We start from the raw sequence: 13,678 nt of genomic DNA on the forward strand, positions 1-13,678 counted from the left end.
TTAATTAATTTATCACTGAAAACTGAACCACTTTATCCTCTTCTATATCCCTAAAAGAGTTGGTTGTAAAGATGGTATTAAATGATTTAGTTAACTCTTCAAAACCTTTACTAAAAATTCCATGACTCACTATCAAACTTAGTTTTCCTGCGTTCTTTTCTTTTAATGCAGTAGCCAGTCCTAAAAACGTTCCACCACCATCACAAATATCATCTACAATCACACAATGTTTTCCTTTTAAATCATCTTCATACACCCTAAATCCGGAAAGTTTACCAGTTTTTACATCTCTTTTTTTAGAACATTCTACGACTTCTATTCCTCCAAGAAACTCTGAAACCTTATATATCTTTTTTAGAGCACCTCCATCAGGAGATATTAACATAATTTCTTCTTTTATATGATTCAAACACATTTTAACAAATTCATAATTCTGGATTACTTGGACGTTATTCAGTAATGCCGGAGTAACTTCTGAATGCGGATCAAAAACCATGACCTTGTTATATTTTTGTGCATTTATGATATCCGCATACACCTTTACACTTAATGATTCTCCTCCAACCATCACCCTGTCTTGTCTAGCTGCTGGAAAATAAGGAATCAAAAGGTTGATCACCTCAACATCCATTCTTCTTAATGCATCTGTAGCAACTAGCAACAAACCGACGTCGTTAAATGAATTCAGTCGATGTGTGATGGTTACTTCTTTTCCGATAGCATCTTCAGAAATTTTGATATGAGGTTCTCCTCCATTAAAAACAAAAGAAGTAAAAGTTATGGTTGTACCAGAAGGAGTAAATGCCGGATCTAAATGTAAATATCGCATAATTGTGTTATTTTTACGCAAATATAGAATAGATAGATTTATTCACAAAATATTTTGTGTAAAAAACACATTAAATATGATTTTAGCTTCTTCTCGACTCCGCTCGAAGTCCCCTGGAATCTACTTTATATCAAAAAGAAAACCTTCTTCTTTTAGTTTAAAATACTGTTTCTGATTAAATTTAAAAAGGTTTGCAGGTCTGCCTCTTCCTTCGGATATTTTTTCTTTAAGTTCTTCTAATACCCCAAAGCCTAGAATTTTCTTTCTGAAGTTCCTTCGATCGATTTGTTTATCTAAAATTGTCATATACAATTTTTCCAAATCTGAAAATAAAAACTTATCTGCCAACAAATCAAAACCTATAGGTTCATACGTCAATTTATTACGCAATCGTTTTTTAGCCATATCAAGAATAGTAGCATGATCAAAAGCTAATTCAGGGAGTTCATTGATATCAAACCAAGCTACATCATTAGCGTCTGTGTCCGCTTTTATAGTGTGACGCTCTGGCTTTACTAATCCAAAATAGGTAATGCTTACAACCCGGTTTCTCGGGTCTCTTCTAGGTTTACCAAAAGAATACAACTGCTCTAAATAATCTACAGTAACATTGGTTTCTTCTTTGAGCTCTCGCTCTACAGCATTTTCCAGGCTTTCATCTTCTAAAACCAGACCTCCTGGTAACGCCCATGAATTTTTAAAAGGGGTTGCATCTCTTTTGATTAAAAGTACGTGTAACGCCTTGTCTTTATAACCAAAGACTACTGCATCAACTGCTACCTTAATATTTTGGCGTATCATATACGCAAATTTACAAAATTCTATTTTTTTATAAAAACAAAAACTCCTGAAGAATCATCTTCAGGAGTTTTCAATATTGCTTATAAGATTTAAATAAAATTTAAGTGTTTTGCTTTTTGATTAAATTTAAAGCAGAACCCTCATTAAACCATTTTATTTGTGCATTATTATATGTATGATTTACCTCAATCACATCCTTAGAACCATCTGTGTGTACAAATTCAATATGTAAAGATTTATCAGGTGCGAACTCACTCAAATCTAAGAAGTTGATTGTATCATCTTCCTGAATCTTATCATAATCTTCTTCATTTACAAAGGTAAGCCCTAACATACCTTGTTTTTTAAGGTTAGTTTCGTGAATACGGGCAAATGATTTTACTATTACTGCAACCACGCCTAAGTGTCGTGGTTCCATAGCCGCGTGCTCACGAGAAGAACCTTCTCCATAATTATGATCTCCAACCACAATTGTCGGAACTCCCGCAGCTTTATAAGCTCTTTGCACATTTGGAACTCCGTCGTACTCACCGTTTAACTGGTTTTTTACAAAGTTAGTTTTTTTATTGTAAGCGTTTACTGCCCCTATTAAACAATTATTAGAAATGTTATCTAAATGCCCTCTATAACGTAACCAAGGTCCTGCCATAGAAATATGGTCTGTAGTACATTTACCAAAAGCTTTTATTAATAATTTGGCTCCTTTGATTTCATTACCAATAGGTTCGAATGGAGTTAATAATTGTAATCTTTCTGAAGTTGGACTAACATTCACCTCCACACCAGAACCATCTTCTTGCGGAGCCAGATAACCGGCATCTTCTACTTCAAAACCTTTTGGTGGCAATTCCCATCCAGTTGGCTCATCGAACATTACCTCTTGACCATCTTCATTAATCAATTTATCTGTTAATGGATTAAAATCCAAACGTCCGGAAACAGCAATTGCCGCAGTCAATTCAGGTGATGCTACAAAAGCATGTGTATTAGGGTTGCCATCTGCACGTTTCGCAAAGTTTCTGTTAAAAGAGTGAACAATACTATTTTTTGGTGCATTCTTAGGATCGTTATATCTTGCCCACTGTCCAATACAAGGTCCACAGGCATTGGTAAAAATCTTAGCATCTAATTTCTCGAATATCCCAAGAATTCCATCTCTATCTGCTGTATATCTAACTTGCTCGGAGCCTGGATTGATCCCTAATTCTGATTTCATTTTTAAACCTTTGTCTAATGCTTGTTGAGCAATCGAAGAAGCGCGTGATAAATCTTCATAAGAAGAATTTGTACAAGAACCTATTAATCCCCACTCTACTTTTAGCGGCCAATCATTTGCCTGAGCTTTTTCGGTCATTGCAGCACCAACTTCTGTTGATAAATCTGGAGTAAACGGTCCATTTAATAATGGTCCGAGTTCAGATAGATTAATCTCTATAACCTGATCAAAATATTGCTCTGGGTTTTCATATACTTCTGCATCAGCGGTCAAGTATTCTTTTACCTTATTTGCGGCATCTGCAACATCTTCTCTATCAGTAGCACGTAAATAACGCTCCATAGATTCATCATAACCAAAGGTAGAAGTTGTAGCTCCGATCTCTGCTCCCATATTACAGATAGTACCTTTTCCAGTACAAGACATGGATGTTGCTCCAGGTCCAAAATATTCTACAATAGCTCCTGTTCCTCCTTTTACGGTAAGAATTTCTGCTACTTTTAAAATGACATCTTTTGGTGCTGTCCATCCAGATAATTTACCTGTTAGTTTTACACCTATTAATTTAGGAAACTTAAGCTCCCAAGGCATTCCTGCCATTACATCTACGGCATCGGCTCCACCAACACCAATTGCTACCATTCCTAATCCTCCTGCATTTACTGTATGAGAATCTGTTCCGATCATCATACCACCTGGGAATGCGTAATTTTCTAAAACTACCTGATGTATAATACCTGCTCCTGGCTTCCAAAATCCAATTCCGTATTTATCCGAAACCGATTCAAGAAATTTAAACACTTCACTACTGGTGTTCATGGCAGATTGTAAATCTTTATCTGCCCCTACTTTTGCCTGAATTAAGTGATCGCAATGCACCGTAGTTGGAACTGCTACTTTCTTTTTTCCTGCTTGCATAAATTGCAACAATGCCATCTGAGCAGTTGCATCTTGGCAGGCGATTCGGTCTGGTGCAAAATCAACATAATCTTTTCCTCTGGTAAATGCTTTTTTAGTCTTGACGTCCCAAAGGTGTGAATATAAAATTTTCTCTGCTAATGTCAAAGGTTTTCCAGTCACTTCGCGAGCATCGTCTACTCTTTCTGCAACCTGAGCATAAACCTTTTTTATCATATCGATATCGAATGCCATATAGTTGTGTTTTATGTTTTGAAAAGTCCGACGAAAATACAAATTTTAAAGGATTTTATTAAATGAATAGCGTTAATAATCCTTTTTTACATTTTTAAAAAAAATAATCTATCAATTTATGGAAATCATCAATTATGAAACGAGTAAAATAATAATCGTATAAAAAAACATCCAATATTTTAAGGAATGAATTCAAAAATTACGAAAACGTTATAGTGAAATGTTAAAAAATATAGCACAAAACATCTATTTTATATAAAAGGCATAAAAAAAGTGAAGAAATTAAACTTCACTTCTAATCTATAAAAGAAAACTAAAATTAGTGATCTCTATTTTTTTCTTTTTCACGACCGCGAACTCTGTTTCTTTTTTTCTTTTTGAGATCACCGTATTTTTGAAGCTGTTCTTCACTGAGAGATGCTTCAAACTTTTTGTTTTCAGCTTTCATAGCCTCCTTATGTGAATTCATCATTTTCTTTTGCTCTTCACTTAAGGAAGACTTTATAGCTTTATGTTTACCTTTCTTAGAAAGGTCTTCGTTTTGAACAATTGCTAATTGCTCTTCTGTATAGGTTGCCTCTATTGTTTTTCTATATTCTTCACGTAATTGTCTTTTAAATTCTAATTGTGACCTCTGGTCATCCGTGAGACTTTGGTTAAACTCTTTTCTCAATTCTCTTTTTTGCTTACGACCTTCTCTTCTATCACCTACATCATCTGATTGGGCTGAAACAGACGTAACCCCCAAAAACATAATCATTATGTATATTATACTATTTTTCATCAATCTATTTTTTTTATTAATTAAACTTTTTTAGGAACGTTCAATTCTTAGACTGATCTAAATAAAAAAGGTTTAATTGAGAAATAAAGATATTTTAAATATTGTATTTCGTACAATCCTTCAAGCACATTACATCGCGACTACTCTATTGCAATGAAAACATTTAACTCTGTGCTTTATAATTTCTTTACAAACACTTAAAAATAAATTAAATAAATGTTAAAGATGGGGTTATTTCCCCTTATACTTTTATTTTCGCCAACTGAAAATTGAAAATATCCGGTGATGGTTTTCCCCAAGTATTCATTACCGAAAAATTCAATTGTTCTTAATTGCAGAAAGCCCATTTCCTACTTAAATGGGCTTTTATTTTTATTTCGATATATAGATTTTCTTAAACTCCGGAAGTAACTAATTAAAATAAGCTCTGAATGATATCTTCAATACTCACTCCTTCTGCTTCTGCTTTATAGTTTTTGATCATACGGTGTCGCAGAATGCCCATAGCTACTGCTTGTACATCTTCTATATCTGGAGAAAATTTTCCTTTAATAGCCGCTTTTGCTTTTGCTGCTAAAATTAAGTTCTGGGAGGCTCTTGGACCAGCACCCCAATCGATATAACTCTTCACTAAATCTGTTGCTGATTCTCCATTTGGTCTAGATCTAGAAACCATAGTTACGGCATACTCTACTACATTTTCTGCCACAGGAATACGGCGGATTAATTGTTGAAAATCTACAATTTCCTGTGCTGTGAACAAAGAATTGATTGTAGCAGATGTGTCTCCTGTCGTACTCTTTACTACTTCTACTTCTTCCTGAAAACTTGGGTATTTTAGTTCAATGGCGAACATAAACCTATCTAACTGTGCTTCGGGCAAAGGATACGTACCCTCTTGCTCTATCGGGTTTTGTGTCGCCAGTACAAAATAAGGTAAATCTAATTTGTAATGATGCCCTGCAACCGTAACAGCTCTTTCCTGCATCGCCTCCAATAGTGCGGCTTGAGTTTTTGGAGGAGTCCTATTGATCTCATCTGCCAAGATGATATTTGAAAAAACAGGTCCTTTAATAAATTTAAAATGTCTTGACTCATCTAAAATTTCACTTCCCAGAATATCACTAGGCATTAAGTCGGGTGTAAATTGAATTCTCTTGAAATCCAATCCTAATGCTTTAGCAATAGTGTTTACCATTAAGGTTTTAGCTAACCCTGGAACTCCAATTAGAAGTGCATGACCTCCAGAAAAAATGGAAATAAGTATCTGATCAATTACTGCTTCCTGACCAATTATGATCTTAGCTATTTCTTTTTTGAGTTCGGTATGTTTGCTTACTAGTTTTTCTACTGCTGCAACGTCGTCAGACATATTATTTTTCTTTTTTTAACCAGTTACCACTGTATTCGCAGTCTCTGTACTCTCCATTAATTTTAATATACGTAGCATCAATTTTTTCTTCCTGCCATTTGCGTATGACCTCAATCTGTTTTTTTCTAAGCCCTAATTCTTGTATTTTCAGGTAATCCTTTGAATAATCTGCAATATGTTCGTCAAAACGATTTAGCACCGTAATCAATTTAAACTTCTTACGTCCTTGACGGTCTTGATCCGGGATTACTAGTGAAACTTCATTTGTTTTTAATTTTGATACTTGATCGTACAATATAGGATCAATTTTGGTAAGTTCAAAACGAGTATCACCCGTTGTTGGGTTCAACAATTGTCCTCCGTCTTCTTTCGTTTCTTTCTCGTCACTAAATTTTCGTGCAGCTTCTTTAAATCCTATAGTTCCAGAAACCACGGCAGCACGCACCGAATCTACCAGTTTTTGCGCCACTTCTACACTTTCTCTTGTAACATCTGGAATTAATAGAATATGCCTTACATCAATTTCTTCTCCTCTTATCTTATCCAGTTGTATGATATGCCAACCAAAATCTGTTTTAAAAGGCTCGCTAACCTCTCCTACTTGCAAACTAAAAGCAACATCTTTAAATTCCTTCGCAAAAGGAGTTTGTCTGTTCAATGTATATTTTCCTCCTTTTGATTTTGATCCTGGATCCTGAGAATATAACACAGCCTTAGTAGCAAAACTACTTCCTTTCTCTACAATGTCTGTTCTGAATTCTTTCAATCTATCAATTACCTTTTGCTCTTCTTCTTCTGGTATTTTTGGTTCTATAACGATCTGAGCAAGTTCTAGCTCTGTACCAAAAAGAGGCCTTTCTTCTTTTGGAATATCGTCAAAAAACTCTCTAACTTCTTCTGGAGTAATCTCTACATCTTCTACAATTTTAGAACGCATTTGCTCTGCCAATCTATTACTTTTATTGATTTCAAAAAGCTCTTTCCTAAATTCTTCCTGACTGTCTTTTCTATAAAACTTCAGAACCTTTTCCATGGTTCCAATCTCTCTGGTCATATAACTTAATTGCTGATCCACCATAGAATTCACCTCAGCATCGGTGACAAGAACACTATCTTGTACTGCGTGATGCGCATATAGTTTATTCTCAAACAAACTTCCTGCAAGCTCACAGCGACTCACATCAGCTGCAGAAACACCTTCACTTATCAATTGCTGATATGCGATAGTAATATCACTATCCAGAATTACGTGTTCGCCAATAACTGCTGCTACTCCGTCTATCTTAATTTTATCAGATGGTTTTATAGAATCTTCTCTCTTTTCTACTTCTTTTTTAGCATCTTCAATGACTTCCTGTGCATGTATGTGACTGCATACACTCAATAATAATACAGTAACAAGACTAGTAATATTGTTAATTATAGATTTCAAATTGTTTGTTTTTAATAGCATCTTTCGTAATATCCTTTTCTAGTTTTTTTATTAACTCCCGCTTCCTTTTATTTAATATAATCTGTCGTATTGTTGGTTTTATGTAAGATAAAGGTGCGGTTTCATTTTTCTTTAGCACTTCTTTAACTTTAAACATATAGACTCCCAGAGAATCCCGCAATTGCAAATATTTACCATTTTTAAGGATCTTATTACTATCCTGAGTCTTAAGAACAGGTATTTTATTTAATACCTGATCAAACTGAACCCAAATAGAATCGGCGAAGGAAAAAGTGACAAATTCTAACTTTTTATTTCGTAAATCTTCTTCATCCTCTTCATTAAAACGATTAAAACGTGATTGCGTTGCAACAATATTATCATAACCAGGTGGCAAATGTAAGTAACGTAACTTTACCAATTCTTCATTAAGATTAAAATTTTCTAAATTTTCGGCATAATAAGATGTCATATCATCTTCTGTAACCTCCATATCGATTGATTTATTGATCACAGCATCTTTGTATGCGTTTATATATAAAGTACTTTTATAATCTTCTACAAGCTTATCAAATCCCTGAAGCTCTACATCGTTTAAGTTACGCTTAGATTGATCTATAAATAGTTGTCTAGTTGCCCAAATATTTATATAATTATTTACGATATTAATACTATCTTGTTTAGACGCACCATCCGGTACAAGATTTTTAATTTCTTCTTTATATAGATATGTTTCATTAACTCTTGCCACGACCTCCATATTTGAACGGCGGTTCACATTGTCGCAAGAAACAAATAGAAGAAAAAGTAATATGATTGAGATATATCTCATTTATATGGATAGTTCTTTTTTAATTTTTTTCAAAGTTTTTTTATTCAGCTCAACAGAATATTTTTTTCTGAGCTCATTTAACCATTTTCTTTCCAATTCTTCCTGAAAATCGTTAATCACCTTTCCTTTAGTCTCCTCAAAGGTTTTAAGTCTGGAAGGCATTACTTCTAACACTTTAAACAGCGTTATATAGTTATCTTGATTGACACTAACAACTTGTCCTTTTTTTCCTGAAAAATCATTGGTAATATCTTGCTCTTCTTTGGTAATTTCTTCTTCTGAAAAAATAACCTTATTCGTATCCGAAAGGTTTGCTTCTTTCTTAATCTCTTCGACTGATTTTCCTTTTTCGAGAAGTGTTTTTACCTTATCGATTAGGTCTTTTTTGGAGGAAGATGCTTTAATCACTTTATAACTTTCTTCCTTATAATATGTATCTTTTCTAGACTCATAGAACTTCTTGAGCCCAGTAGAATCATTTTTTGCTGCATTCCATATTTTAGATTCCATCAAATCAAACAACAATAATCCATCCCTATATTCTGAAATCACATTGGCAAAATCCTGATTATCCTCTTCCAAATGTTCTTCATAATATTGAAGCAATTTTGCAGACTCAAAATCATCATACATCATGTCAATGAAGGTCTCAACATCAGACACTTTTGACGCGCGACCACTTCGTTGTTGTATAAAACTAGCAAAATCTAGGTATAAAAATTCCTCATCACCTATCAGAAATATAGATTTTTTCAACCTATCATCTGCCGGAATCTCCCATTTTTCTTTAAAAATTGTAGCAGGTATGACTGTATTAAAATATGCTATCGCTTCTTCATTTCTATTTAAAGAATATTTCTTTCTTAGTGAATTTATAAAGGATTTTGTAATCAGTTGAGATCTGCTATCTTTTTTAATTCTTTGAGTTAATTCTCCCTGTAACTCTTCAAATGTTTTTGGCGGGTGTTTTTCTATTAGCTTTATGATATGCCAACCGTATTTTGTTTTAACAGGTTCTGATAATTCTCCAGGTTTCTTTAGAGAAAAGGCTACTTTTTCAAAATCTTCAGAATTTAGCGCTCCCTGTGAAAATCGGTTTATTTTTCCTCCATTGACGGCCGTATTGCGATCGTCACTATATTGTTTTGCCAAAGATTCGAAAGAAGCATTTTCTACAAGTTGTGTACGAATTTCCCGAATTCTTTTTTCAGCTTCGTTCTCTGTTCTTTCTTTAGAAAACGCTACCATTATATGTGCCACGGTAACTTCGCCTAATGATTGTAGTTTATCGTTTACTTTTACAATATGGTACCCAAATCGTGTTTTAAAGGGTTTTGATATTGCTCCTACTCTGGTCGTAAAAGCTGCCTCTTCAAAAGGATAAACCATTCTGAAAGCGGAAAACCATCCTAAATCACCGCCATTTTTCTTTACTGAAGGATCTTGACTATATTGAACAGCAATATCTTTAAAGTCGGCACCGTTCACAATCTTGTTTCTTGCTTCCATAATTTTCTCATACGCTGCCAACGTATCCTTGGGAGATGCGCCAGATGGCACCTGAACTAGAATATGACTCGCATTTACCCTTTGTTGTAAACGGTCATATGCTTCTTTCACCAAGGTATCCGTAGCTTTGGTATCTGTAAGATATCCTGAAGAAAGCTGTTTTTTATATCCTTCTAACTCTTTAATATAAGATTCTTTTTTATGGAGTCCTTGCTCTTTAGCTTCTGCTAGTTTTAGTTTATAATTGATAAAAAGCTCTAGATATTCATCAATATCCTTTTGAGATTCATCTTTTACCAGGTCAATATTTTTAAGATAAACTCTTTTAAATTCTGATGTATAAACCGGTGAATTATTAATCGTTAGAAGTACATGGTCATTTTGCTGACCATATACGAAGGAGCCAAAAATTACTCCTAAAAAAAGTATAATAGATTTTTTGTGCATAGTTCTCTTTAATAAAGTCCCCAATCGGACAAAAATAACAATATTAATGCGTTTTGCAAGCTCTTTGTTGTAACGAATAATTATGGCAATATAGTATTAAATAGTTTTTAAAATTTTGTGAATCTCCGTACCTTGTAATTTTATATATGTACTAACGATATATAAATAATTATGGAATATACTCACAAAATTGAAATAGCGCTCCCTAGAGATCAGGTGATTGCAAAATTTGAAAGTGATGCGAACATGAAACATTGGCAAAAAGGTTTTGTTGGTATGGAACACCTTAGTGGTAAAAAGGGAGAAACAGGAGCCACTTCTAAACTTACCTATCAAATGGGAAATAGAGAAATTGAAATGATAGAAACCATTACTTTGTTAGACCTACCAGATGCATTCCATCTTACTTTTGATGCTAAGAATGTATATAACATTCAGGAAAATTATTTTGAAGAGTTACCTAATGGCCATACAAGATGGAGTTGTAAAAATAGATTTAGGTTTAGTGGTTTCATGAAAGTTATGGGGTTTTTAATGCCTGGTGCTTTTAAAAAACAATCCCTCTGTTACATGCATGATTTTAAAGCATTTGCAGAAGAAGGAAAGAGTGTGTTAGAAGATTCATAACAAATAGTAATATCAAAAAATTGGAGAGAAAGCTAAAACTAATCTGGGATTTTAGAGGTCCAACCGCAAATAAAACAGCAGCACATCACGAAATTCATCTTAAGGAATATATAGATTCAGAAAAGCTATCACTAAAGATTACCGGACATCAAGAGGTCAATGAGATACATAGCATCGCTTTTATGGTTGTCAGAGATTCTGAAATGAAAGACGTAAGAGATGCTTTAAAACCGCATCGTGGTCAGTTGTATGAAGAATAGATTTTTTTAAAAAATGTTAGTCTTGGCACGTATATTGTCTTAGACCTTATATATTTGCAAAAATTTTTAAATAAGAATTAAAAAAATCACAATGAAAAACATATTATTTCCAATTCTATTATTGTTCATTAGTGCGCACACCATTGCACAGTCTAAGGTAGGAACTATCGATACCGATATTATACTTTCTAAAATGCCGGAACTTACTAAAGTACAAGAAGACCTGAAAGCTTACAATACAAAATTAGAAGCCGACTTAAAAGTTAAGGTGGACGACTATCAGGCCAAAGTAAAAGCGTATCAAGATGGAGTAGCAGCAATGACGGAGCCTATGAAAAAAACAAAGCAGGAAGAAATTATTAATTTAGAAAATGACATTGCTAAATTTCGTCAAAATGGCGCTCAATTAGTTCAATTAGAACAGAATAAACTATTACAGCCTTTATATAATAAAATCGGTAAAGCGTTAGAAGAAGTTGCAAAAGCAGAAGGGTATACACAGGTATTGACTATCACTAGCAGTGGTTTGGCTTATGTAGATCCAAAATTTGATCTTACGAAAACCGTAATGACAAAGTTGGGAATTGCCGTACAATAAATTCGGTAGTCTTATTTAGACTATATAAAAAACGCTTCAAAATGATTTTGAAGCGTTTTTTATTTGGTTTAGTTTTCTATCTACTGTAATTCGGTGCTTCTTTTGTAATTGTTACATCGTGAGGATGGCTCTCGTGAATACCGCTGGCAGTAATTTTAACGAATTTTCCATTATCCTGAAGTGTTTTGATATCTTTAGCTCCACAATATCCCATACCTGCTCGTAATCCACCGATGAACTGATGAATGCTTTCATATAGCTCTCCTTTGTAAGCCACTCGTCCTACAATACCTTCTGGAACTAATTTTTTAATATCATCTTCTACATCCTGAAAATACCGATCTTTTGATCCTTGTTTCATAGCCTCAACAGATCCCATACCACGGTATGACTTAAACTTTCTTCCTTCGTATATAATAGTTTCTCCCGGAGATTCTTTTGTTCCTGCCAATAACGAACCTAGCATTACTGTATCTGCTCCAGCAGCGATAGCTTTAGGTATATCACCTGTGTATCTAATTCCACCATCTGCTATTACCGGAACTCCTGACCCCTTGATTGCAGATGCAACTTCTAATACCGCAGAAAATTGTGGAAATCCAACTCCAGCTACCACGCGTGTGGTACATATAGATCCGGGCCCAATTCCAACCTTTACCGCATCTGCCCCAGCTTCTACTAAATACTGAGCCGCTTCTCCTGTAGCAATGTTACCTACGATTACATCTAGATTTGAGAATTTCTTTTTTACCTCTTTAAGAACAGCTACTACTCCTTTTGTATGTCCGTGAGCTGTATCAATAACTACAGCATCTACTCCTGCATTTACTAATGCTTCAGCACGATCAACTGCATCACCTGTAACGCCGATTGCAGCAGCTACACGAAGACGTCCAAAGCTATCCTTATTAGCACTTGGTTTTAATGTAAGTTTTGTAATATCCCTAAACGTTATTAAGCCAACTAATGTGTTATTTGCGTTAACTACCGGCAACTTTTCGATCTTATTATCTTGTAATATCACTTCTGCTTCCTGTAATGAAGTACCTTCTCCTACAGTCACGAGGTTTTCACTGGTCATTACTTCTGATATAGGCCTATCGTTATTCTTTTCAAAACGCAAATCGCGATTTGTAACAATACCTAAAAGCTTATTGTTTTCATCCACTATTGGAATTCCGCCAATACTATGTTCACGCATGTTGTTTTTAGCATCTGCCACCTTTGCGTCTAGTGGTAATGTTACAGGATCTATGATCATTCCGCTTTCTGCTCTTTTCACTTTACGAACCTTCATTGCCTGTTCTTGAATGGACATGTTTTTATGTAGCACACCAATACCACCTTCTTGTGCCATAGCAATAGCCATACGACTTTCTGTAACTGTATCCATAGCCGCAGAAACTATAGGAACATTAATCGTTATATTTTTTGTAAACTTTGTTTTAATACTTACTTCTCGTGGTAACACTTCAGAAAATGCTGGTACTAAAAGTACATCGTCATAGGTAAGTCCTTCTCCAACGATTTTGGATTCGTGTGCTGTCATCGCAATTAAGATTTAATTGCGTGCAAATATAAGTCTTTTTTAAAGGAATCCTATTAAACAACAATAGTAATATCTTTTTTATTTTGTAAACATACTTTCAAAAAACTATAGGCTTTGTTCAATTATCTAAAAGAAAAAACGAAATAACGTTAAATACTGGTTTTAAACTTATTAAAATAATTTAACATAACAACTTTGAACCAAATAGGTTATAAAATAAAAACAAATTTAACATTACTTTAGTATTTATATAGTATATTTCGAATAGGT

12 protein-coding genes are annotated in these 13,678 nt (G+C 34.2%); 3 read left to right on the forward strand and 9 right to left on the reverse strand.

Annotated elements, in window-relative coordinates; all coding sequences use genetic code 11:
• Positions 1-4: 4 nt before the first annotated feature.
• From prs to ACWGOQ_RS12855, 8 genes are all read right to left on the reverse strand, one after another.
• The gene (gene prs / locus ACWGOQ_RS12820) at positions 5-829 is read right to left on the reverse strand and encodes a ribose-phosphate diphosphokinase (protein WP_452058547.1); all 825 of its coding nucleotides are present in this window, start codon (positions 827-829) and stop codon (positions 5-7) included.
• Between the two features lie 120 nt (positions 830-949).
• On the reverse strand, positions 950-1,630 hold the full coding sequence (locus ACWGOQ_RS12825) for an NUDIX hydrolase (RefSeq protein ID WP_452058548.1): 681 nt from the start codon (positions 1,628-1,630) through the stop codon (positions 950-952).
• 100 nt (positions 1,631-1,730) lie between these two features.
• On the reverse strand, positions 1,731-3,998 hold the full coding sequence (locus ACWGOQ_RS12830; RefSeq protein ID WP_452058549.1) for an aconitate hydratase: 2,268 nt from the start codon (positions 3,996-3,998) through the stop codon (positions 1,731-1,733).
• 319 nt (positions 3,999-4,317) lie between these two features.
• The gene (locus ACWGOQ_RS12835; RefSeq protein ID WP_452058550.1) at positions 4,318-4,782 is read right to left on the reverse strand and encodes a hypothetical protein; all 465 of its coding nucleotides are present in this window, start codon (positions 4,780-4,782) and stop codon (positions 4,318-4,320) included.
• Between the two features lie 415 nt (positions 4,783-5,197).
• Positions 5,198-6,154, reverse strand: a complete 957-nt coding sequence (locus ACWGOQ_RS12840) for an AAA family ATPase (RefSeq protein ID WP_452058551.1) — start codon at positions 6,152-6,154, stop codon at positions 5,198-5,200.
• Between the two features lies 1 nt (position 6,155).
• Complete coding sequence (locus ACWGOQ_RS12845; protein ID WP_452058552.1) at positions 6,156-7,607, reverse strand: peptidylprolyl isomerase; 1,452 nt, start codon at positions 7,605-7,607, stop codon at positions 6,156-6,158.
• Positions 7,570-8,346 (reverse strand): peptidyl-prolyl cis-trans isomerase, encoded by a 777-nt coding sequence (locus tag ACWGOQ_RS12850; protein WP_452058739.1) that lies wholly within the window; start codon positions 8,344-8,346, stop codon positions 7,570-7,572. The genes ACWGOQ_RS12845 and ACWGOQ_RS12850 overlap by 38 nt, the downstream gene beginning before the upstream one ends.
• 72 nt (positions 8,347-8,418) lie before the next feature.
• On the reverse strand, positions 8,419-10,374 hold the full coding sequence (locus ACWGOQ_RS12855; protein ID WP_452058553.1) for a peptidylprolyl isomerase: 1,956 nt from the start codon (positions 10,372-10,374) through the stop codon (positions 8,419-8,421).
• A 171-nt stretch (positions 10,375-10,545) separates the two neighbouring features.
• Here ACWGOQ_RS12855 and ACWGOQ_RS12860 point away from each other — a divergent pair, with 171 nt between their 5' ends.
• The 3 genes from ACWGOQ_RS12860 (at position 10,546) to ACWGOQ_RS12870 (ending at position 11,859) form a co-directional block, all read left to right on the forward strand.
• On the forward strand, positions 10,546-11,001 hold the full coding sequence (locus tag ACWGOQ_RS12860) for an SRPBCC family protein (RefSeq protein ID WP_452058554.1): 456 nt from the start codon (positions 10,546-10,548) through the stop codon (positions 10,999-11,001).
• A 20-nt stretch (positions 11,002-11,021) separates the two neighbouring features.
• Complete coding sequence (locus tag ACWGOQ_RS12865; protein WP_452058555.1) at positions 11,022-11,261, forward strand: hypothetical protein; 240 nt, start codon at positions 11,022-11,024, stop codon at positions 11,259-11,261.
• A 91-nt stretch (positions 11,262-11,352) separates the two neighbouring features.
• Complete coding sequence (locus tag ACWGOQ_RS12870; RefSeq protein ID WP_452058556.1) at positions 11,353-11,859, forward strand: OmpH/Skp family outer membrane protein; 507 nt, start codon at positions 11,353-11,355, stop codon at positions 11,857-11,859.
• Between the two features lie 76 nt (positions 11,860-11,935).
• On the opposite strand, the gene guaB is transcribed toward ACWGOQ_RS12870, so the two are convergent.
• Positions 11,936-13,408, reverse strand: a complete 1,473-nt coding sequence (guaB, locus tag ACWGOQ_RS12875; RefSeq protein WP_452058557.1) for an IMP dehydrogenase — start codon at positions 13,406-13,408, stop codon at positions 11,936-11,938.
• Positions 13,409-13,678 lie beyond the last annotated feature (270 nt).

The organism is Aquimarina ulvae (genome assembly GCF_053613295.3).

Coding starts and splice junctions, on each gene's coding strand:
- prs (WP_452058547.1), bottom strand. CDS start 829: ATGCGATATTTACATTTAGATCCGGCATTTACTCCTTCTGGTACAACC.
- ACWGOQ_RS12825 (WP_452058548.1), bottom strand. CDS start 1,630: ATGATACGCCAAAATATTAAGGTAGCAGTTGATGCAGTAGTCTTTGGT.
- ACWGOQ_RS12830 (WP_452058549.1), bottom strand. CDS start 3,998: ATGGCATTCGATATCGATATGATAAAAAAGGTTTATGCTCAGGTTGCA.
- ACWGOQ_RS12835 (WP_452058550.1), bottom strand. CDS start 4,782: ATGAAAAATAGTATAATATACATAATGATTATGTTTTTGGGGGTTACG.
- ACWGOQ_RS12840 (WP_452058551.1), bottom strand. CDS start 6,154: ATGTCTGACGACGTTGCAGCAGTAGAAAAACTAGTAAGCAAACATACC.
- ACWGOQ_RS12845 (WP_452058552.1), bottom strand. CDS start 7,607: ATGCTATTAAAAACAAACAATTTGAAATCTATAATTAACAATATTACT.
- ACWGOQ_RS12850 (WP_452058739.1), bottom strand. CDS start 8,346: ATGGAGGTCGTGGCAAGAGTTAATGAAACATATCTATATAAAGAAGAA.
- ACWGOQ_RS12855 (WP_452058553.1), bottom strand. CDS start 10,374: ATGCACAAAAAATCTATTATACTTTTTTTAGGAGTAATTTTTGGCTCC.
- ACWGOQ_RS12860 (WP_452058554.1), top strand. CDS start 10,546: ATGGAATATACTCACAAAATTGAAATAGCGCTCCCTAGAGATCAGGTG.
- ACWGOQ_RS12870 (WP_452058556.1), top strand. CDS start 11,353: ATGAAAAACATATTATTTCCAATTCTATTATTGTTCATTAGTGCGCAC.
- guaB (WP_452058557.1), bottom strand. CDS start 13,408: ATGACAGCACACGAATCCAAAATCGTTGGAGAAGGACTTACCTATGAC.